Raw genomic sequence first — 19,428 nt, forward strand, 5'->3', positions numbered from 1 at the left:
GGGATGGGACGGGTAGGGGCGGCGGGGGCGAAAACCCCCTGCCCCAAATGACCGCAGGGTAAGGCACCGCTAAAGCGGGTCCGCTCGTTCACCGGTCATGACAGCTATGACACCCGGCTCGAACATCCCTCTCCCCGTCACCCGAGTGACGGTGGACGTCGCTGCCCCGGTGCGGCTCGACGTATCGAGCCTGCTGCTCACCGCCGACGGCAAGGTGCGCTCCGACGACGACTTCATCTTCTACAACCAGCCGACCGGCCCGGGCGTGACCTACCGCTCGGGCGGCGGCACCAGCCCCGACTCGATCACCGTCGACACCACCGCCGTCCCCCCGGGCATCGAGAAGATCGTCGTCACAGCGAGCCCGGACGCCGCGGGCCAGACCTTCCAGGGCATCGAACCGACGGCCACCATCCGCAACGCGGCCGACAACAGCGTCCTGGCCTCGTTCACACCCCCGCAGCTCGGGACGGAAACCGCCCTGGTGATCGTCGAGGTCTACCTCCGCAACGGCGCCTGGAAGGCCCGCGCCGTGGGGCAGGGCTATGCGAACGGCCTGGCCGGCATCGCCACGGACTTCGGCGTGAGTGTGGAGGAACCGGCACCGGCCCCGACACCGGCCGCCCAGCCGACCCCGGTCCAGCCGCCGGCGCCCTCGATGGCCCCGCCCGCCCCCGCCACGTCGGTCAGCGCTCCGCCCCCGCCCGCCGCCGCACCCCCGGCTCCCCCCGCCCCGCCCCTCGGCGCCGGAAAGATCAACCTCGACAAGGGCCGCGTAAGCCTCCAGAAGAACCAGACCGTCTCCCTGGTCAAGGGCGGCCGGCCCCTCCTCTCCCAGGTCAAGATGGGCCTCGGCTGGGAGCCCGCGTTCCGGGGCAAGGACATCGACCTGGACGCGTCGGTCATCGCGTACGGCCCGCAGCGCAACCACATCGACAGCTGCTACTTCGGCAAGCTCTCCATCGTGAACGGCGCGATCAAGCACTCCGGCGACAACCTCACGGGCGAGGGCGGGGGCGACGACGAGGTCATCGTGGTCGACCTGGGCCGCCTGCCCCAGGAGGTCACCGGGCTGGTCTTCACGGTGAACTCGTTCTCCGGTCAGAAGTTCACCGAGGTGGCGAAGGCGTACTGCCGTCTCCTGGACGCGGCGACGGGCGAGGAACTGGTCCGTTTCGACCTGACCAGCGCCGAACCGCAGACGGGCGTGATGATGGCCAAGATGATCAAGCAGTTCTCCGGCGAGTGGGAGATGACGGCGATCGGCGACTTCGTGAAGTCCCGCACGGTCAGGGGCATGGTGAAGCCGGCCGCGCAGTCGCTGTAACCAAGCCCAACCACACCACCGCACAACCGCACCACCCGCCGAAGCGGGCCGTGGGGGCAGACATCACGCCGCCGCCGTCATTCCGCCGTCACCTTGCCGACGAACGCGGCGACGTTCCCCACGGTCCGCCGGATCTTCTCCTCCAGCGTGATCGTCTCGTGCAGCCGCGCCCCCGCGCCCGCGTCCTTCCTGCCCCGCACATACAGCGAGCAGCTGAGGTCGCCGCATATGTACGCCCCCACCGAGTTGCCCTGCTTCCCTGCCTTCCCCGCCCTCCGAGCGACCATCAGGGACACGCCTCCGGTGTGCGAGGTCAGGCACATCGAGCACATGCTGCGCCGCGTCTGCCCGAAGGCGGGCGCGGAAGCGCGCAGGGCGACGGCAGCCGGTCGGCCGTCCAGCTCGGTGACCAGGTAGGCCCGGTCAGGCGCCTGCGGATCCCGCCACCCCAGGAAGTCCAGGTCCTCCCAGGGTCGGTCGGCCAGGTCACGCGGCACGGCCAGACGCTGCGCCTCACCCTTCGTACAGTTCACGAACGCGGCACGGATCTCTTGCTCGGTCAACGGTTCCATAACAGCAGGCTAATTTGCCTAAACCCTTTAGGCAAACCTATATTCACCTTAGCCAAAAGCCTCAACTGAACAGTCGCACAGCCGAACAGCGGAACAAAAGGAGGGCCATGCCACGCGTCGGACTGACCGCGGAACGCCTGACCAGAGCCGGAGCGGAACTCGCCGACGAGGTCGGCTTCGACCAGGTGACCGCCTCCGAGCTCGCCCGGCGGTTCGACGTCAAGGTCGCGAGTCTGTACTCGCACGTCAGGAACACCCAGGATCTCAAGACCAGGATCGCCCTGTTCTGCCTGGAGGAACTCGCCGATCAGGCAGCCGACGCCGTGGCCGGACGGGCCGGCAAGGACGCTCTGACCGCGTTCGCCGACGTCTACCGCGACTACGGCCGGGACCACCCCGGCCGCGCCGCCGCCACCCGCATGAGACTCGACCCCGAGACGGCCGCCGCCAGTGCGGGCGTCCGGCACGCCCAACTGACGCGGGCGATCCTGCGCGGCTACGACCTGGCGGAGCCGGACCAGACGCACGCGGTCCGGCTGCTGGGCAGCGTCTTCCACGGTTACACGAGCCTGGAGACGGCGGGCGGCTTCAGCCACAGCGCCCCCGACCCACAGGAGACCTGGACCCGGATCCTCGATGCCCTCGACACTCTGCTGCGCAACTGGCCGACCGCTTCACCCCTTTGACCGACAGATCGAGGGCAGCAGAAACAGCGGAACAGCGGGAACAGGAAGCGGACAGAAACAGCGGGAACAGAGAGGACGAAGAAGACAGATATGCCCCCCGAGCGCGAGTGGACGACCACACCCATCACCGCGGACCTGATACGCGGCGCCCTGGACCTGGAGCACACCTCCCACGGCGTATTCCCCCACCGTCTGCCCGCCCGCGCCCGCGCCCAGTGCACGGACCCCCAACTCGCCGCGGCGGAAGCCCAGCCCTCCGGCGTACGGCTGGTCTTCCGTACCCGGGCGACCTCCGTCGAACTGGACGCGCTGCCCACCAAGCGGGTCTACGCGGGCGCCCCGCCTCGCCCCGACGGTATGTACGACCTCCTGGTCGACGGCCGGCTGGCCGCCCAGTCCACCGTGACCGGCGGGGGCAACACCCTGACCATCGACCTGACCGCCGGGACCACGACACACGAACCGGGCCCGCCCGGCACCCTCCGCTTCACCGGCCTGCCGGACCACCTGAAGACCGTCGAGATCTGGCTGCCCCACAACGAGACCACCGAACTGGTCGCCCTGCGCACCGACGCCCCCGCCGAACCCGTGCCCGCGACAGACGCGGCTCGCAAGGTATGGCTGCACCACGGCAGTTCGATCAGCCACGGCTCCGACGCCGCGAGCCCCACGGCCATCTGGCCCGCGCTCGCCGCGTCCCTCGGCGGGGTGGAACTGATCAACCTGGGGCTGGCGGGCAGCGCGCTGCTCGACCCGTTCACCGCCCGCGCGATGCGCGACACCCCCGCCGACCTGATCAGCGTCAAGATCGGCATCAATCTGGTCAACACCGATCTGATGCGCCTGCGTGCCTTCGGCCCAGCGGTCCACGGCTTCCTCGACACCATCCGCGAGGGCCACCCGACCGCGCCGCTCCTGCTCGTCTCACCCCTCTACTGCCCGATGCACGAGGACACCCCCGGTCCCACCGCCCTGGACTTCAGCACGATGGGCGCCGGTCAGGTGCGCTTCCAGCCCATGGGTGACCCCGCCGAGCGCGCCGCCGGAAAACTGACGCTCAACGTCATCCGGGAGGAGCTGGCCCGCATCGTGGAGCAGCGGTCGGCGGACGACCCGAACCTCCGCCACCTCGACGGACTCGTCCTGTACGGCGAGGAGGACTTCGCCGAGCTCCCGCTGCCCGACCAGCTCCACCCGGACGCGGCCACCCACCGCCGTATCGGGGAGCGCTTCGCCGAACTCGCCTTCACCGGACCGGAACCACTCCTGCCATCCGTGGAGCCGGCCATCCGGAAGGACTAGAAAAGCGCGCTGTACGCGTTCAGCGCCGGCTGACCGCCCAGGTGCGCGTACAGCACGGTGGAGTCCCGCCCGATCTCCCCCCGCGCCACGAGATCGACCATCCCGGCCATCGACTTGCCCTCGTACACGGGATCGGTGACCATCCCCTCGGTACGGGCGGCGAGCCGCATCGCGTCCAGGGTCGTTTCGTCGGGGATCCCGTACGTACCCGCGTGATAGCGCTCGTCCAGCTCGACGTCCGTATGAGTCAACTCCCGCTTGACACCTATGAGTTGACCGGTGTTGTGGGCGATCCGAGCGATCTGCTCCTTCGTCCGGGCCGGCGCCGCCGAGGCGTCGATGCCGAGCACGCGCCGGGGCCGGCCGCCTGCCTCCTCCAGCGCCGCGAACCCGGCGACCATTCCGGCCTGGGTCGACCCGGTCACCGAGCACACCACCACGGTGTCGAAGAAGACCCCCAACTCGCTTTCCTGCTCGGCGACTTCGTACGCCCAACCGGCGAACCCGAGTCCGCCCAGGGGATGGTCGGAGGCGCCCGCCGGAATCGCGTACGGCTTGCCGCCCCCTTCCTCCACCTCCCGGAGCGCCAGCTCCCAGCTCTCCTTGAACCCGATACCGAACCCGGCGCGCACCAGCCGCACATCGGCACCGGCGAGCCGGCTGATCAGGATGTTGCCGACCTTGTCGTAGACGGAGTCGGGCCACTCGACCCAACTCTCCTGCACGAGAACGCACTTGAGCCCGGCGCGAGCGGCACAGGCGGCGACCTGACGGGTGTGGTTGGACTGCACTCCGCCGATCGAGACGAGCGTGTCGCAGCCCTGGGCGAGAGCGTCGGCGACCAGGTACTCCAGCTTGCGGGTCTTGTTGCCGCCGTACGCGACACCGGAGTTGCAGTCCTCACGCTTGGCCCAGAGGGCGGCCCCGCCGAGATGCGCGGTGAGCCGCTCCAGCGGGTGCACGGGTGAGGGCCCGAAGAGGAGGGGGTAACGCGCGTACGAGTCAAGGGACATGGGGTTCCTCCCGGGATCAGTCGCTGTCGGCGAGCTCGGCGAGCCCGCGCCAGATCTCCGCGGTGACACGGACCGCCTCGTCCACGTCCCCGGCGGCGCAGGCATCGAGGAGCCGGTCGTGCAGGCCGGCCGAACGGCAGTTGCCGCCCTCACTGAAGCGCCGTCGCTCCAGACGGCGGATGAGCGGTGTGTAGCGGGCGGCGGTGGCAGCGGCGGCGCGATTGCCGCTGACCCGGACGAGAACGTCGTGCAACTGGTCGTCGGCGCGCAGAGCGGACTCCACGTCACCGGCACGGACCGCCTCGGCGAACCGCTCGTTGGCCCCGCGCATCGTCTCGACGTCCGCGGCGAACAGCCGGGGCACGGCGGCCCGCGTGACCAGCTCGTGCATGGCCCCGACCACGGCCGCGGCGTCCCGTACGTCGGCGGCCACGACCGGCGTCACCTTCGTGTAGCTCTGGGGCTTGCTCTCCAGCAGCCCTTCGTCGACCAGCCGGGCGAACGCCTCGCGCACCGGCGCCCGGGACAGCCCGAGCCGCTCGGCGAGCTCGGCGTCCCGCACCACCGCACCGGGTTCGATCTCCCCGGCGACGATGGCGTCCCGAATCGCTTCGTACGCACGGTCCCTGAGCAGGGTCCGGGGAACAGGTCGCATCGCATCCACAACTGAAATGTTAGATGTCAGTGACCCGGGCACACAAGGGCAAGGGTGCGCCGGACACGCACACGAGAATGTGGCCCGCACCGAAGCACGGGCCACACCCACCACACCCCACCCGGGAACGCCCGACCCCGGCACGGTCCGGCTCAGCCGACCCACGGCCAGTCGGAGTCGCCCGCGCTCTCCAGCAGCGGAACCATCCGGAAGGCCGCGTCCGAGAGCCCTCCGAAGGTGTGCCGGTTCCCCGTCCCCGACGGGCCGTGGCCCGCCCGGTACCCGGCGAGGTTCCAGGTGTAGACCGGTACGACGGCCGGCACCTGCTCGGTCGGGTCTCCGTGCACGCTGTGGGTGTACTGCTCGTCGGTGACGATCAGCACCCGGTCGTGCTTCTTGTAGTGGCGCCGGACCGCCTCGGTCGTGTCGGTGCCGCCCAGGTCGCCGAAGCGGCCGAGGACCTTCAGCACCGACTCGCCCTTGCGGTACGCCACGGCATTGCTCGACGTACCGAACTCGACCAGATCCGCGTCGGCCGCCCGCAGCGCCAGCGCCGAGCCGAAGATCGCCGCCGCGTCGGCCCGGTTGAGCTCCGAGCGGTCGGACAGCCGGGAGTAGAACATCGAACCCGAGCGGTCGACGAGGACGAGCGTCCGGCCGGGCAGCGCGGGCACGTTGGCCAGCGAGTGCCCGAGCGCCTGCTCCAGCGGGTACGACCAGCGCAGCGAGGGCGCGTGCCGGTACGCGGAGAGGTAGCGGAAGGGGAACTGCCGCGAGCGCGCGACCTCGGCCGGGTCGCTGATGCGCGCCGCGACTGCCGCCGCCACCTCGTCCGAGACACCGGCCTCGTCGAAGTTGCGCAGGTTCCGGACGATCGCCATCGCACCCATGGACGGTATGACGGCCTCCCAGGCCGCCGCGTCCATCGGGCCCTGCAGCCAACCGGCCAGCGCCTCCCAGGTCATTCCGGCAGCCGCGAGCCGCTCGGCGCCACCCTCCGACGTCACCACCGCCCGTCGCTCCTCGACCGGCAGCGCCATCAGCTCTCGATGCGCGCCGAGGAGACGGTTCGAGGCGGGCGGCACGGCGGTGTCGGGGTTGTGGCGGCGGTCGAGCGCGTGCTGGAACAGCTCGCCCTGCCACGGCTTGCCGGGGTCGGGCGCGGCATGCACGAGGTTGAGGATGTCACCGAAGCGGTAGCCCTTGGACGCGGTGTCGTACTTCAGCAGCGACTTGCCGCTGTAGAGCCGCCGCACGGCGTCGGCGATGCCGCGCTTGACGGGCTTGGGCACGTTGCGGCCGTACCGGGAGGTCCAGTAGGCGAGCAGCTCGCCGGGCTCGTCCGGGCGTCGCAGTACGGAGTCGATGACCTGGCGGTTGGAGGGGCCGTCGGTGGCGTCCGCGTCGAGCCGCGCCTTCACGTACTCGACGGCGCCCACGATGGAGGCCGTACGGAGGTTGCCCTCGCCGCGCAGCCAGCCGAGCAGGCCCGCCGTCCAGTCGGGGTCGCTCACCGCCAGCTCGCGCACGAGCGCGGCGAACCGGTCGTCACGGTCGGCGCCGGCCTCGTAGAAGGTCTGCTGGGAGACGAAGTTGGCTACTGCGAGAAGAAAGAGTTCGGAGCGGGCGTCCCGTTCACGGCCTCGGCCGCCCTGGTAGGTACGGAGTACGCGCCCGGTCGACGTCACCCGCGAAGTGGGCTGCGTCCTGGCCGCGCGGGCCGCCTTGGAGTTGAATCGCGTCATGATGAATTCCCCCGAATTCCCTGGAGTTCCGGAGGAAGGCACAGCAGAAAAGAGGTGGGCGCCCGAGATCAGAAGCGGCGACGGACTTAGCCAGATGCTCTACCGAATTGAGCTACATCGACCCGAGGTCGATGACGGGATTCGAACCCGCAACCGTCCGATCCAATGAAGTAACCGTTGCCTGCGCACCGGGCACCCACCACATGCTGCGCCTCCCGAGATCAAGTCGGCGGCGGCCTGGATTCTTTAGGAGAGAAGTAGCCGCAGCCTTCGCACCGGGAGGTGCGTGACGTTGTGATCTCACTGTAGGAGGCGCAGCACACGCCCGGCGAACGAATTAATCAGCCTCCGAAGAACCCTCCGGAGCAGCCACCGAAGAACCTCCGAAAGAGCCTCCGGATCACCCGCGCCGCTGCCGCTTCCAGGGACCGGTAATGGCCAGCATGATCCCCGGCGTCTGGATGTTGGCGTAGAGCGTCTTGCCGTCGGGCGAGAAGGTCACGCCGGTGAACTCGCTGTATTCGGGCGCCTCTTCGGTGCCGGCGTTGAGTTCGTTGCGGGCGATCGGGTACGTACGCCCGCTGTCCGTCGCACCGAACAGGTGCTGGACGCCCTCGCCGTCCTCGGCGATGACCAGGCCGCCGTACGGGGACACGGTGATGTTGTCAGGGCCGTCGAAGGCGCCGTCGGCCGACGGGTCGGGGTTCACACCCAGCAGCACCTTGAGGGTGAGTGTGCGGCGCCTGGGGTCGTAGAACCAGACCTGGCCGTCGTGCTGGACGGGGCTCTCGGCGCGGGCGTACGAGGAGACGACGTAGGTGCCGCCGTCGGCCCACCACATGCCTTCGAGCTTGCGGGCCCGGGTGATCTCCCCGTCGGCGAACTGCTTGCGCACGGCGACGGTCCGGCCGTCGCGGTCGGGTACGTCGACCCAGTCGACGCCGTACACCGTGCCGATCTTCGTGGCGCGGGAGAGGTCGTCGACGAACTTGCCCGCGGAGTCGAAGCACTTGGGCGCCTGGAGGGTGCCCGCGGTGTCGGAGAGGGTGCGGAAGGCCCCGTGGCCGTAGTGGAAATGCTGCGGCGGGGTCCAGCGGTAGAGAAGGCCGTTGGGTGTGGCGGCGTCCTCGGTGAGGTAGGCGTGGCCGCGCTTCGGGTCGATGACGACGGCCTCGTGGTCGTAACGCCCGAAGAACTTGAGGGGCTTGGGGTTCCGGTTGGCGCGCTTGTCGCAGGGGTCGACCTCGAAGACGTACCCGTGGTCCTTGGTCATGCCGTTGACGCCGGCACGGTCGGAGTTCTCCTCGCAGGTGAGCCAGGTGCCCCAAGGGGTGCTGCCGCCCGCGCAGTTGGTGGAGGTGCCGGCGATGCCCACCCACTCGGCGACATGGCCGCCGGGACGCACCTCGACGACCGTGCAGCCGCCGGCCGCGGCGGGGTCGTAGACGAGGCCCTCGGTGAGCGGCACCGGGTACTTCCAGTTGGCCCGCGGGCCCTTCAGCTCGTGGTTGTTGACGAGGAGGGTGGTGCCGCGCGGGCCCGCGAATGCGGCGGTGCCGTCATGGTTGGACGGCGTGGTCTCACCGGAGTCCAGGGTGGTCTTCCCGCTGTGGGTGATCACGCGGTACGAGAATCCGGCGGGCAGCGCCAGCAGGCCCTTGGGGTCGGGCAGGAGCGGGCCGTAGCCGACTCCGTGGTGCCCGTGCCGGTCCGCCGCCGACTCCCCGGCCGCACTCTCCGTGGCCGCGAGGGCGCCCGGTGCGGTGGCGAGGGCGCCGACACTGCCGGCCAGTGCGACCCCGGCCGAGGTGATCGCGGACTGTCTGGCGAAGTCCCTGCGGGTGAGCGACATGGCGTCTCCTGTGACGGTGGGCGTGCCGTAGCCGCCACCGTCCCGCCCACGCCTGAACAGGAGTTGAACGGCGAGCAACACAAGCCGAGCGAATTGAACCCCGGTTCGGGAGCGCCCTACAGGGGCGCGGGGAACTGCGCGACCAGCCACGACGCCCCACAGCCGACAACGCCCCCGCACGACCCATCACCACACAGCGGACGGCGCCTCCAACGAACCCCCCGCTCAACCCCCTTGCTGCGACCGCGCCTTGAACGCCGCCTTCCGCGCCTCCTTGGCCACCCGCTTGTCCGGATGCAGCCGCCCCATCGCCTCCAGCACATCCGGCGTGGCCGGATGATCCACACGCCAGGCCGCCTCGAAGAAGCCACCGTGCTGCTGTGCCAGCCCCTCCACCAGTCCCACCAGCTCCGCCGAGTTGCCCTCGGCCGCGAGCTGCGCGGCCACCGTGTCGATGGTCAGCCAGAAGACCATCGCCTCGGACGGTGCCGGCACGTCCGCCGCGCCCTGCTCGCTGAGCCAGACCCGGGCGAGGCCGCCCAGTTCGGCGTCGCCGAGGACCTCGCGCAGGGCGGGTTCGGCCTCGGTGCCGACGAGGGACAGGGCCTGCTGACAGCGCAGCCGCCGCAGCGGCGCACCGGCGTCGCCGCCCCGGGCCGCCGCGAGCAACTCCCGTGCCGCGGCGAGGGGTTCGCGACGGGTCAGCCACTGTTCGGTCTCGGCCCGCGCGGCCGTCGCGGGGAAGGTGGCCGTGCCGTCGAGCAGCGCGTCCGCGCCCTTGTCGGCGAGGTCGCCGACGGCGGGTGCCTCGAAGCCGGCCTCCAGCAGCCGGGCCCGTACGCCGTACAGGCCGAGCGGGGTCAGCCGCACCATGCCGTAGCGGGAGACGTCGGTGTCGTCGCCGGCCGGCGCGCCCTCGGCGGGGTCGTCGATGTCCGCCATGAGCGCCTCGTCGACGGGCTGGTAGGCGACGAGCCCGATGGGTTCGAGCAGCCTGAACTGGTCGTCGAGGCGCATCATCATGTCCGAGACCTGCTCAAGGACGTCGTTGGTGGGCTCGCCCATGTCGCTCGGTACGACCATCGACGCGGCCAGCGCGGGCAGCGGCACCGGGCTGTCGGCGGGGCCGGTCTCGCTGACGCTCAGCAGGTACAGGTTGGCGAGCACGCCGTCGAGGAAGTCGGCCTCCGCCTCGGGGTCCCAGTCCAGCTGGGAGAAGTCGATCTCGGCGCTCTCGTCCATGGCGTCGACGAGATCGTCGAGGTCGGGCACGCTCGCGTCGGCGAGGACGGTCTCCAGCGCCCCGAGCCACACCGCGAGCACCTCGTGCGGTGACCCGGAGGTGAGCAGCGCCAGGTCCTCGCCCACGGTGACGGTGCCCTCGCCCTCGTCGACGACCTCGACGAGCCCGGCGTCCACGGCGACCCGCCATGCCTCACCGGCGTCCGCGAGGGCGTCCTCGACGCCGGCCCCACCCGCGGCTTCGCCCTCGATCAGGCCCAGGGCCCTGGCCGCCGCGGCCAGTTGCTCCTGGACCAGTTCGCCGCCGGCCCCGACCCTGGTGTCCGGTCCGGCCCAGCGGGCGAGCCGGGCGGCGCGGGACACCAGCGGGGCGGCGAGCGCGTCCCGCGCCAGTTCCGCTTCGGAGTGCAGTCGCACCGGCGGCAGGGGGGAGCTGTCTGACATCGGCTGTTTTCTCCTCAGGCGCCCGAAAGGCCGTACGGCGGCATCCGGATGCGCCCGGAGTCCGACGACGGCGTCTGACGACCGTACGACGTTGTGTTGAAGGCCGTACGACTCAGCCGCTCAGCCTAGACGGATTTGGCACCATGCCGCCCGGTTCATGAACCTGTCAGAGCTGCCGGATGGCTGAAACCTTGACAAGTGGCGTGACCAGGCAGGAGATTGACGCGCGTAGAAGTCGAGGGGACGCCGATCCACCGCATCGCCTTGTCTTCCGCCAGGTTCTATCGTGTTCACTGTTCTCCCAAGCCGGGCGTTCACTGCCGATCGCCCGGTGCCGAGCCTTCGGTGCGAAGCCTTTCGCACCGAGAGTTCACCCGATGTCTACGCGCGTCGCCAGCCGCCCTGCAGCTCGCGTTCCCCCCACGGCACCACCCTTACCACCTTCGTCCCGGCACCCATGTTTGTCCCCGGAGGGATCCCGTTGCCGAGCAAGTCTTCCGCGCGCCTCGGCGCGCTCACTGTCGCCGCTGTCTGCTCCACGCTCGCCACCCTGGTGGTGCTGCCGTCGGCCGCTCACGCCGACACAGTGCGTATTCATGACATCCAGGGCACCACGCGCCTGTCCCCGCTCTCGGGCGAGAAGGTCACGGACGTGGCGGGAATCGTCACCGGTGTCCGTACCTACGGTTCGTCGCGCGGGTTCTGGATCCAGGACACGGCCCCGGACGCCGACCCGGCCACCAGCGAGGGCGTCTTCGTCTTCACCAGTTCCAAGCCGACCGTCGCGGTCGGCGACTCGGTCACCGTGACCGGCACGGTCTCGGAGTTCGTGCCCGGCGGCACGTCGACCGGCAACCAGACGGTGACGGAGATCGTCAAGCCGACGGTCACCGTCGTCTCCAGCGGCAACGCGGTCCCGGCCCCGGTCGTCGTCGACGCCCGGTCCGTACCGGCCGCCTACACCCCGGCCGGGGACACCGCCGCGAGCGGCTCGGTGAACGCGCTGACACTGCGCCCCAAGAAGTACGCCCTGGACTACTACGAGTCCCTCGAGGGCATGAACGTCCAGGTCAAGAACGCCCGTGTGGTCACCGCCACCGACCCCTACACCGAGCTGTGGGTCACGGTGAAGCCGGACGAGAACGACAACCGGCGGGGCGGCTCGGTGTACGGCTCGTACACGTCGCAGAACACCGGCCGGATCCAGATCCAGTCGCTGGGCGCGGTCGCCGACTTCCCGACCGCGAACGTCGGCGACAGCCTCAAGGGCGCCACGACCGGCCCGCTGGACTACAACCAGTTCGGTGGCTACACGCTCGTCGCCAACGAGCTCGGCACCCTGAAGCAGGGCGGCCTGAAGCGCGAGACGACCCGCAAGCAGTCGCGAAGCGAGCTGGCGGTGGCGACGTACAACGTCGAGAACCTCGACCCGTCGGACACCACCTTCGCCGCGCACGCCGCCGCGATCGTGAACAACCTGCAGTCGCCCGACATCCTGTCCCTGGAGGAGATCCAGGACAACAACGGCGCGACGAAGGACGGTACGGTCGCCGCCGACCGTACGGTCAAGAAGCTGATCGACGCGATCGTGGCGGCGGGCGGCCCGGCGTACGACTGGCGCTCCATCGACCCGGTCGACCTCGCGGACGGTGGCGAGCCCGGCGGCAACATCCGCCAGGTGTTCCTGTTCAACCCGGCGCGGGTCTCCTTCACCGACCGCCCGGGCGGCGACGCCACGACCGCCGTCGGTGTCACCAAGGACCACGGCAAGGCGGCCCTGACCCTCTCGCCGGGCCGAATAGACCCGTCGAACGCGGCCTGGACGAACAGCCGCAAGCCGCTCGCGGGCGAGTTCGTCTTCCGCGGCAAGACCGTCATCCTGATCGCCAACCACTTCGCCTCGAAGGGCGGCGACCAGGGACTCACCTCGCAGTTCCAGCCGCCGGCGCGCAGCTCGGAGACCCAGCGTCACCTCCAGGCGACCGCGGTGAACACGTTCGTCAAGGACATCCTGAAGGTCCAGAAGAACGCGGACGTGATCACGCTCGGCGACATCAACGACTTCGAGTTCTCCGACACGGCGAAGCTGCTGGAGGACGACGGCGCGCTGTGGTCGGCGATCAAGTCGCTGCCGAAGAGCGAGCGTTACACCTACGACTACCAGGGCAACAGCCAGGTCCTGGACCAGATCCTGGTCAGCCCGTCGATCAGCCGCGGCTGCGACTTCGACTACGACTCCGTGCACATCAACTCGGAGTTCAACGACCAGATCAGCGACCACGACCCGCAGGTGCTGCGCTTCAAGCCGTAGTCGCGTAACTCCCTCTGGATCAGGTCTGGCTGAACACTCCGTTCAGCCAGTCCTGCCAGGCGGCCTCACATTCCTTGATGTCGGCGCCCGGCGTGAAGTCGTGCAGGGAGATGCCGACGGGATGGCCCCAGTGGTTGCGCCCGAAGACACGGGTCAGACCCCTGTCCGTGCGCAGCCCGATGAAGTACGGGTCGCGGAAGTCGACCACGGCCTCGAACACGTCGGGCCCCTGGACCGTCACCCGCGAACCGACCGGCACGTCCTCCCCGACCCCGAGGGCCCGTCCGACGACGGCGAGGGCGTCGGCGGCCTTCGACCCCTCGGGTCCGTCGAAGGTGGCGAACGCGGCAGGCCTGGGCGCGAAGTGGGTCAGGTACTCGCGCAGGGTGTGCAGATAGAAGTCGGTGTGCCGGGCGGCGCCGTCGTACTGGTTGTCCCAGTCGTCGACGAAGATGCCACTGTGCACGTACCGCACCCAGGCCCGGCGGCCCTCGTCACGCGGCTCGACCGTGTAGTCGAGCTGGTTGAGGGTCTGCTCGGAGATGCCGTCGACGTTCTCGACACGGTTGGTGTAGCGGTGCGGCGGGTCCCAGGCGATGACCGTGGACCCGAAGGGCCCTCTGCCGCCGACCCGAGGCTCCGGCGGCTCCATCGGCCACAGATACCCGCCGGTCCCCGTGGTGACCGCCTCCCACACCTCCTCCGGACTGACGTCGACCTCGAACTCCCGAGCGATCTCGAATTCCCTGGCAGTTTCCTCGGACATGGCGCTCACTCCTGAATCTCCGCGGTGCCTGTGCTGTCCACGGTTTCGTTGATGTCCACGGTGTCGGTGATCTCTGCGGTTCCGGTGACGTCCGCGGCGTCCGTCGCGCCGGAAGGCGGTTCGCCGACGCTCTCGGGCTTGACCGTCGGATGCACGGCCACGACGATCCGGTGATCGCGCCCGCCCTCGACGCCGGGTGAGTCGTACTTGCGCACCAGCGCGCTGACGCCGGCCGTCAACTCCTCGATGAACGCGGCCCGGTCGGCGGCGGAGGCGAACCGCACCTCGCCGTCGAGCGCGTAGGTGGCGAGCCGCTTACGGGCCCGGGCGGCCCCGGTGACCAGTGTGCCGACGTCCCGCACCAGCCGCGCCCCGACCGCCAGCAGCCAGCGCGCGGAGAGCTGGTCCCGGAACCGGTCGGGATCGGGCTGTACGGCGGCCAGGGCGAGCGGCGAGATGACGTACGACGCGGCGGTCGCCCGCATCAGCCGCTCGGTGACATTGCCCTTGCGGCGCTCCCCGGCCAGCTCGACCAGCCCGTGCCGCTCCAGCGCCTTGAGGTGGTAGTTCACCTTCTGCCGGGGCAGCCCGACCTTGCCGGCCAGCATGGCGGCCGACGCGGGCCCGGCGGCCAGCTCGGCGAGCAGCCGGCCCCGTATGGGGTCCAGCGAGACGGCGGCGGCCGCCGGGTCCTCGATCACGGTGACGTCCAGCATGGCTCCACCGTCCCACCGAAAACTTTTTTTGTCCAGGGGAGAAAAGTCTTCGGCGAGTGTGCACTATGAAGCCGCACCGAAGGAGGACATTGAAGTATCGCTTACACGTACCAGGTACAAGATTTAAGTGGAGCTACACGAAGGCTGCGCCGAGACTACTGACATGACGACACCACCCACGCCACCACCCACACCGCTATCTCCCCCCTTCGGCCGTGCCCTGTGCGCGATGGTCACCCCCTTCACCGCCGAGGGGGCCCTGGACCTCGACGGTGCGCAGCGGCTCGCCGACCGGCTGGTGGCCGGGGGCTGCGACGGCCTCGTCCTCTCCGGGACGACGGGTGAGTCCCCGACCACGACGGACGCGGAGAAGTCGGCGCTGGTACGGGCGGTGCGGGAGGCGGTCGACGGGCGGGCGTCGATCGTGGCGGGCGTCGGCACCGCGGACACCCTGCACTCCGTCGAACTGGCGCGGGCGGCCGAAAAGGCCGGCGCGGACGGCCTGTTGACGGTCGCGCCCTACTACAGCAGACCCCCGCAGGACGCGATCGAGGCCCACTTCCAGGAACTGGCGGACGCCACCGCCCTACCCCTGATGCTGTACGACATCCCGGGCCGCACCGGTGTCCGGATCGAGCCGGAGACGGTGATCCGCCTCGCCGCCCACCCGAGGATCGTCGCCGTCAAGGACTGCGCGTACGACCTGATGGGCACTCAGAAACTGTTGGCGCGGACCGACTTGGCGATCTACACAGGCTGCGACGAATACGTACTGGCGCTGTACGCGCTGGGTGGCGCCGGATACGTCAGCACTGTGGCAAATGTGATCCCCCGTCACTTCCGCTCGATCATCGACGCGTTCGACGCGGGCCGAACCGCCGAGGCCGCGAGCCTCCAGCAACAGGCGTTGCCGCTCACCGAGTTGATGATGGCGTCGGGCCTGCCGGGCGCGGTCACGGCCAAGGCCCTGCTGGGCGGCCTGGGTCTGCCCTCGGGTCCGGTGAGGGCACCGCTGCGATCGGCCGGCCGCGAGGCGACGAGCCGCCTGCGGGCGGCGTACGCGGATGTGCGGGACTTGACATAGAGCCAACAGCGACGAACGGGAAAGGCCCGCACCGCGCGCACGAAGGCGGCGGCACGGGCCCGGCCCATGAAGGCCGACAGTCACTCGCCGACGGTCATTCCCAGCGGTATCCGTCACCGAACAGGAGGAAGTGCTCCAACACGTCCTCCATCGGATCGTCGACCTGGCCGACGTTGACCAGACCGATCCGGGGACCGTTGTGCGAACCGGTGTTGGTCTCGTCCGCGTACGCCGTCCCCGCGGGGACCCCGCAGACCACGGCCGCGGTGACCGCGCCCGTCAGCCAGCGCGCCGCGGTCCTGTTCCTGATCCCTGTCCCCTTGATCGTCATTGCTCCGCCCTTCGCCGCACGGTTCGGCATCTGATCGGACCCTGTGTCCACCCGTTCATCTGCCTGAAGCCGGACGAGGTCACGCGGAGTAACCCGTACGTGATCTTGGACGTCGCCGCCTGTACCCGTACGGGTACAGGGGTACGTCAGCCGGGGCTAGTTGTGGCTGTGCAGGACGTCGTTCAGACCGCCCCAGACCGCGTTGTTCGGGCGGGCCTCGACCTTGCCCGTGACGGAGTTGCGGCGGAAGAGGATGTTGGAGGCACCGGAGAGTTCGCGGGCCTTGACGATCTGTCCGTCGGGCATGGTGACGAGGGTGCCGGCGGTGACGTACAGCCCGGCCTCGACCACGCACTCGTCGCCGAGGGCGATCCCGACGCCGGCCTCGGCGCCGACCAGGCAGCGCTCGCCGATGGTGATACGGACCTGGCCACCACCGGACAGCGTGCCCATCGTCGAGGCACCGCCGCCGATGTCGGAACCGTCGCCGACCACGACACCGGCGGAGATACGGCCCTCGACCATCGACGTGCCGAGTGTGCCGGCGTTGAAGTTGACGAAGCCCTCGTGCATGACGGTCGTGCCCTCGGCGAGGTGCGCACCGAGGCGCACCCGGTCGGCGTCGGCGATGCGGACGCCCTTGGGGGCGACGTAGTCGGTCATGCGGGGGAACTTGTCGATGGACGTGACCTGGAGGTACAGGCCCTCGGCGCGGGCGTTGAGCCGCACCTTCTCGACGTCGTCCACGGCGACCGGGCCGAGCGAGGTCCAGGCGACGTTGGCGAGGTGGGCGAACATGCCGTCCAGGCTCTGCCCGTGGGGCTGTACGAGCCGGTGCGAGAGCAGGTGGAGGCGGAGGTAGACGTCGTGCGCGTCGAGCGGCTTGTCGTCGAGGGAGGCGATGACCGTACGGACCGCGACCACCTCGACGCCCCGGCGCGCGTCCGGCCCGACCGCTTTCGCCGCGCCTTCACCGAGCGCCTCGACGGCACCCTCGACGGACAGCCGCTCGGTACCGGCGGGGCCGGGCTCTGCGGACAGCTCGGGGGCGGGGAACCAGGTGTCGAGAACGGTGCCGTCGGCAGCGAGGGTGGCGAGCCCGGCGGCCACGGCGCCGGTGGTACGGGAAGCAGTCGTGTCGGTCATGGACAAAACCTAACGTGAGCCGCCCCACCCGGGCGAACCACTACGACCACATCTCAAGGACCGAGCGCCGAGAGACCTAAGGCTGCCCGGTAATCGAGGCGAGACGGGCCGGCGGGTGGGAAAAAGCAGTTCAAGGGCACCCAGCGAACGAACCGAGTCGGGCGGGTGGGAAACAAAACAAACCCCCTCACCCCCGCAACACCCTCCCGAACACCTCCCGAGCGAACCCCTCCTCATAAACACCCCCGGTGAGCAGCACCTGCAGACACATCCCGTCCAGCACCGCCACCAACGCCCGAGCGGTCACCGCATCCGTCCGCTCACCCAACAGCTCCGCAACCCCCTCCGCCCACTCCGCGGCGACAGGCCGCAACGCCGGCCGCCGAACCGCCGCCAGATACAACTCGCACTCCAGCTCGACCCCTGCCCGGTCCCCCGACAGCCACTCCCCCAGCAACCCGGCGAGTTCCTCCGCCAGATCGACCCGGTCGTCCCGCAGCCCACCCCGCGCGGCCACCACCTTCGCGAACCCCTCGTTCGCCTGCCGCAGCGCGGCGACGAGAAGTTCGTCGAGGGTGCTGAAGTGATACGTCGTGGACCCCAGCGGCACGTCCGCCTCCGCCGCCACCGACCGGTGGCTCAGCCCGGCGATCCCCTTCTCCCCCACCACCCGGATCGCCGCGTCGATGATCCGCTGGCGCCGCTCGGGGTCATAGCGCCGCCCCATCAGTGCGCACCACCCAGGTTGAGCACGATGACCCCGGCGATGATGAGCACGATTCCTGCGACCTTCGCCACACTCATGCCCTCCCCGAGGAAGACCGCACCGATCGTCGCGACGGCCGCGGTCCCGACGCCCGCCCAGATGGCGTACGCCGTACCGACGGACACGGTCTTCAGGGTCTGGGCGAGCAGCACGAACGCGACGACATACCCCAGTCCGGTCAGCACAGACGGCCACAACCTGCTGAAACCGTCGCTGTACTTCATGGCGGTCGTGGCGCCCACCTCCGCGGCGATGGCTCCTGCCAGCAACACATATCCCATGTGTACAAGTGTACGCATCGATGCGTACGGCCGTACACAGCAGCTGTATACAGCACCCGCCCAAATCCACCCGCACTCCGCACCACGTCATCAACTCCCCCACCCCCCGGTCTCATTGAGGAAACAACCCTTCTCACGGCACTGGACGTCACCTAGCCTCGCGTCCATTACTGTTTCAACCACTCATTCACACGTTCGCCACAGGCGACGCCGGAGGAACAGCGCATGACAGAAGAAAAGCCCCGGCTCATCCCAACTCAACCCTGGGAGAACGGCTGGGCCCCGGACACCACGCGTGTGCCCGGGACGCGGCGGCTCTGGATGGCGGGCACCCTGGCCCTGTCGGTCGTGGCCGCCTGTGTGACCGCGATCGTCATCACGGACCGGCAGCCCGAGGAGACGGAGCCCGTGGCGAAGGCCCCCGCGGCGTCGCCCGGTTCGACGTACCCCGGTCTCCTCACCTTCGCCTCTCCGTCCGCGACCGGAACGGAGCCTCCGGGCGGAAAGAGCGGCCTGTCGTCGTCGCAGCCGACGGCGTCGGCCGCCACGACCCCCGATTCCGCCCCGGACGTCAAGGGTTCCGCCTCCGCTCCCGTGCCGGAAGCCCCCAGGACGCCCGCCGCGTCCCCGTCCCCCAGCAAGTCCTCGGCCGCTCCTTCGACTCCTGACCGCTCCCTCCTGCGGTCCGTCGAGGCGGTCAACTATCCCGACCGCTACTGGCACGTGTCAGACGGCCTGGTGAAGCTCGATCAGGTCCGCGGTTCGGAGTCCCGCCAGGACTCCAGCTTCAGCGTGGTGAAGGGGCTGGCCAACAACTCCTGCTACTCGTTCAAGACGCACGACGGCAAGTACCTGCGCCACCGCAACTTCATCCTGCGCGCCGAAGGCAACGACGGCTCCTCGCTGTTCAAGCAGGACGCCACCTTCTGCGGCGGGTACTCGGGGTACACGGGCGCGGCGGTACTCACGTCGGTGAACTACCCCAACTACGCGCTGCGCCACAAGAACTTCCAGCTGCGCCTGGACCCGTACGGCTACAACACGACCAACCGGCAGGACTTCTACTTCCGCGTGGTCGCCCCACTGGGCTGAGGCACATACGAAAGCGGACGGACGCGCACGGGTACGGGAACTCCTGGACGCCGTCGGTCTCCCGGCCGACTCCGGCCGCCGGTACCCGAGGGAGTTC

Annotated in this window: 18 protein-coding genes; 6 read left to right on the plus strand and 12 right to left on the minus strand. The window is 69.8% G+C overall.

All coding sequences use genetic code 11. The features are described from left to right. The first annotated feature begins 106 nt into the window (after positions 1 to 106). A complete protein-coding gene (locus STRTUCAR8_RS42330; RefSeq protein ID WP_006382589.1) occupies positions 107 to 1,327 on the plus strand; it encodes a TerD family protein in 1,221 nt (406 codons plus the stop codon). A gap of 77 nt (positions 1,328 to 1,404) precedes the next feature. On the opposite strand, the gene STRTUCAR8_RS42335 is transcribed toward STRTUCAR8_RS42330, so the two are convergent. Next, complete coding sequence (locus STRTUCAR8_RS42335) at positions 1,405 to 1,899, minus strand: FBP domain-containing protein (RefSeq protein ID WP_006382588.1); 495 nt, start codon at positions 1,897 to 1,899, stop codon at positions 1,405 to 1,407. 107 nt (positions 1,900 to 2,006) lie between these two features. Here STRTUCAR8_RS42335 and STRTUCAR8_RS42340 point away from each other — a divergent pair, with 107 nt between their 5' ends. Then, complete coding sequence (locus STRTUCAR8_RS42340) at positions 2,007 to 2,585, plus strand: TetR/AcrR family transcriptional regulator (RefSeq protein ID WP_006382594.1); 579 nt, start codon at positions 2,007 to 2,009, stop codon at positions 2,583 to 2,585. Positions 2,586 to 2,675: 90 nt separating this feature from the next. After that, positions 2,676 to 3,887, plus strand: coding sequence for a GDSL-type esterase/lipase family protein (locus STRTUCAR8_RS42345; RefSeq protein WP_006382591.1), 1,212 nt, complete (start codon positions 2,676 to 2,678; stop codon positions 3,885 to 3,887). On the opposite strand, the gene STRTUCAR8_RS42350 is transcribed toward STRTUCAR8_RS42345, so the two are convergent. The 5 genes from STRTUCAR8_RS42350 to STRTUCAR8_RS42370 all read right to left on the minus strand — a co-directional run bounded on the left by STRTUCAR8_RS42350 (position 3,884) and on the right by STRTUCAR8_RS42370 (position 10,838). Beyond that, positions 3,884 to 4,900 (minus strand): 1-aminocyclopropane-1-carboxylate deaminase, encoded by a 1,017-nt coding sequence (locus tag STRTUCAR8_RS42350; protein ID WP_006382590.1) that lies wholly within the window; start codon positions 4,898 to 4,900, stop codon positions 3,884 to 3,886. The two genes, STRTUCAR8_RS42345 and STRTUCAR8_RS42350, sit on opposite strands and share 4 nt — an antisense overlap. Before the next feature lie 16 nt (positions 4,901 to 4,916). Next, the gene (locus STRTUCAR8_RS42355) at positions 4,917 to 5,564 is read right to left on the minus strand and encodes a GntR family transcriptional regulator (protein WP_006382592.1); all 648 of its coding nucleotides are present in this window, start codon (positions 5,562 to 5,564) and stop codon (positions 4,917 to 4,919) included. A 143-nt stretch (positions 5,565 to 5,707) separates the two neighbouring features. Then, on the minus strand, positions 5,708 to 7,300 hold the full coding sequence (locus STRTUCAR8_RS42360) for a TROVE domain-containing protein (RefSeq protein ID WP_006382584.1): 1,593 nt from the start codon (positions 7,298 to 7,300) through the stop codon (positions 5,708 to 5,710). Positions 7,301 to 7,700: 400 nt separating this feature from the next. Then, on the minus strand, positions 7,701 to 9,152 hold the full coding sequence (locus tag STRTUCAR8_RS42365) for an alkaline phosphatase PhoX (protein ID WP_044473842.1): 1,452 nt from the start codon (positions 9,150 to 9,152) through the stop codon (positions 7,701 to 7,703). A 225-nt stretch (positions 9,153 to 9,377) separates the two neighbouring features. Then, positions 9,378 to 10,838 (minus strand): hypothetical protein, encoded by a 1,461-nt coding sequence (locus tag STRTUCAR8_RS42370; RefSeq protein WP_006382596.1) that lies wholly within the window; start codon positions 10,836 to 10,838, stop codon positions 9,378 to 9,380. 481 nt (positions 10,839 to 11,319) lie between these two features. Between STRTUCAR8_RS42370 and STRTUCAR8_RS42375 the strand changes: the two genes are divergently transcribed. Next, the gene (locus STRTUCAR8_RS42375; RefSeq protein WP_044473843.1) at positions 11,320 to 13,149 is read left to right on the plus strand and encodes an endonuclease/exonuclease/phosphatase family protein; all 1,830 of its coding nucleotides are present in this window, start codon (positions 11,320 to 11,322) and stop codon (positions 13,147 to 13,149) included. 19 nt (positions 13,150 to 13,168) lie between these two features. Here STRTUCAR8_RS42375 and STRTUCAR8_RS42380 read toward each other — a convergent pair whose 3' ends face one another. Together STRTUCAR8_RS42380 and STRTUCAR8_RS42385 are read right to left on the minus strand one after the other, a co-directional pair. Then, positions 13,169 to 13,915: an SRPBCC family protein gene (locus STRTUCAR8_RS42380; RefSeq protein ID WP_006382585.1), complete on the minus strand. Its 747-nt coding sequence runs from the start codon at positions 13,913 to 13,915 to the stop codon at positions 13,169 to 13,171. A gap of 5 nt (positions 13,916 to 13,920) precedes the next feature. Next, the gene (locus STRTUCAR8_RS42385; RefSeq protein ID WP_006382587.1) at positions 13,921 to 14,631 is read right to left on the minus strand and encodes an ArsR/SmtB family transcription factor; all 711 of its coding nucleotides are present in this window, start codon (positions 14,629 to 14,631) and stop codon (positions 13,921 to 13,923) included. A gap of 163 nt (positions 14,632 to 14,794) precedes the next feature. On the opposite strand from STRTUCAR8_RS42385, the gene dapA reads away from it, so the two are divergent. Further along, the gene (dapA, locus tag STRTUCAR8_RS42390; protein ID WP_044473844.1) at positions 14,795 to 15,715 is read left to right on the plus strand and encodes a 4-hydroxy-tetrahydrodipicolinate synthase; all 921 of its coding nucleotides are present in this window, start codon (positions 14,795 to 14,797) and stop codon (positions 15,713 to 15,715) included. A 94-nt stretch (positions 15,716 to 15,809) separates the two neighbouring features. Here the strand turns inward: dapA and STRTUCAR8_RS42395 are convergent, their stop codons facing one another. The 4 genes from STRTUCAR8_RS42395 to STRTUCAR8_RS42410 all read right to left on the minus strand — a co-directional run bounded on the left by STRTUCAR8_RS42395 (position 15,810) and on the right by STRTUCAR8_RS42410 (position 18,239). Beyond that, complete coding sequence (locus tag STRTUCAR8_RS42395) at positions 15,810 to 16,046, minus strand: hypothetical protein (protein ID WP_086025868.1); 237 nt, start codon at positions 16,044 to 16,046, stop codon at positions 15,810 to 15,812. A 156-nt stretch (positions 16,047 to 16,202) separates the two neighbouring features. After that, positions 16,203 to 17,192: a 2,3,4,5-tetrahydropyridine-2,6-dicarboxylate N-succinyltransferase gene (gene dapD / locus STRTUCAR8_RS42400; protein ID WP_006382586.1), complete on the minus strand. Its 990-nt coding sequence runs from the start codon at positions 17,190 to 17,192 to the stop codon at positions 16,203 to 16,205. 187 nt (positions 17,193 to 17,379) lie between these two features. After that, a complete protein-coding gene (locus STRTUCAR8_RS42405; RefSeq protein WP_006382595.1) occupies positions 17,380 to 17,919 on the minus strand; it encodes a TetR/AcrR family transcriptional regulator in 540 nt (179 codons plus the stop codon). Continuing rightward, entirely contained in the window at positions 17,919 to 18,239 is a 321-nt protein-coding gene (locus STRTUCAR8_RS42410; protein ID WP_006382597.1) for a DMT family transporter, read from the minus strand. Before STRTUCAR8_RS42410 ends, STRTUCAR8_RS42405 begins: the two co-directional genes overlap by 1 nt. A gap of 225 nt (positions 18,240 to 18,464) precedes the next feature. Here STRTUCAR8_RS42410 and STRTUCAR8_RS42415 point away from each other — a divergent pair, with 225 nt between their 5' ends. After that, a complete protein-coding gene (locus STRTUCAR8_RS42415) occupies positions 18,465 to 19,331 on the plus strand; it encodes an AbfB domain-containing protein (RefSeq protein WP_006382599.1) in 867 nt (288 codons plus the stop codon). The last annotated feature ends 97 nt before the right edge of the window (positions 19,332 to 19,428 follow it).

It is taken from the genome of Streptomyces turgidiscabies Car8 (assembly GCF_000331005.1).
In the GTDB taxonomy this organism is placed as follows: domain Bacteria; phylum Actinomycetota; class Actinomycetes; order Streptomycetales; family Streptomycetaceae; genus Streptomyces; species Streptomyces turgidiscabies.

What these genes read in the sequence shown, in the direction of transcription:
- STRTUCAR8_RS42330 (WP_006382589.1), top strand. Translation starts at nt 107, where the DNA reads ATGACACCCGGCTCGAACATCCCTCTCCCCGTCACCCGAGTGACGGTG.
- STRTUCAR8_RS42335 (WP_006382588.1), bottom strand. Translation starts at nt 1,899, where the DNA reads ATGGAACCGTTGACCGAGCAAGAGATCCGTGCCGCGTTCGTGAACTGT.
- STRTUCAR8_RS42340 (WP_006382594.1), top strand. Translation starts at nt 2,007, where the DNA reads ATGCCACGCGTCGGACTGACCGCGGAACGCCTGACCAGAGCCGGAGCG.
- STRTUCAR8_RS42345 (WP_006382591.1), top strand. Translation starts at nt 2,676, where the DNA reads ATGCCCCCCGAGCGCGAGTGGACGACCACACCCATCACCGCGGACCTG.
- STRTUCAR8_RS42350 (WP_006382590.1), bottom strand. Translation starts at nt 4,900, where the DNA reads ATGTCCCTTGACTCGTACGCGCGTTACCCCCTCCTCTTCGGGCCCTCA.
- STRTUCAR8_RS42360 (WP_006382584.1), bottom strand. Translation starts at nt 7,300, where the DNA reads ATGACGCGATTCAACTCCAAGGCGGCCCGCGCGGCCAGGACGCAGCCC.
- STRTUCAR8_RS42365 (WP_044473842.1), bottom strand. Translation starts at nt 9,152, where the DNA reads ATGTCGCTCACCCGCAGGGACTTCGCCAGACAGTCCGCGATCACCTCG.
- STRTUCAR8_RS42370 (WP_006382596.1), bottom strand. Translation starts at nt 10,838, where the DNA reads ATGTCAGACAGCTCCCCCCTGCCGCCGGTGCGACTGCACTCCGAAGCG.
- STRTUCAR8_RS42380 (WP_006382585.1), bottom strand. Translation starts at nt 13,915, where the DNA reads ATGTCCGAGGAAACTGCCAGGGAATTCGAGATCGCTCGGGAGTTCGAG.
- STRTUCAR8_RS42385 (WP_006382587.1), bottom strand. Translation starts at nt 14,631, where the DNA reads ATGCTGGACGTCACCGTGATCGAGGACCCGGCGGCCGCCGCCGTCTCG.
- dapA (WP_044473844.1), top strand. Translation starts at nt 14,795, where the DNA reads ATGACGACACCACCCACGCCACCACCCACACCGCTATCTCCCCCCTTC.
- STRTUCAR8_RS42395 (WP_086025868.1), bottom strand. Translation starts at nt 16,046, where the DNA reads ATGACGATCAAGGGGACAGGGATCAGGAACAGGACCGCGGCGCGCTGG.
- dapD (WP_006382586.1), bottom strand. Translation starts at nt 17,192, where the DNA reads ATGACCGACACGACTGCTTCCCGTACCACCGGCGCCGTGGCCGCCGGG.
- STRTUCAR8_RS42405 (WP_006382595.1), bottom strand. Translation starts at nt 17,919, where the DNA reads ATGGGGCGGCGCTATGACCCCGAGCGGCGCCAGCGGATCATCGACGCG.
- STRTUCAR8_RS42410 (WP_006382597.1), bottom strand. Translation starts at nt 18,239, where the DNA reads ATGGGATATGTGTTGCTGGCAGGAGCCATCGCCGCGGAGGTGGGCGCC.
- STRTUCAR8_RS42415 (WP_006382599.1), top strand. Translation starts at nt 18,465, where the DNA reads ATGACAGAAGAAAAGCCCCGGCTCATCCCAACTCAACCCTGGGAGAAC.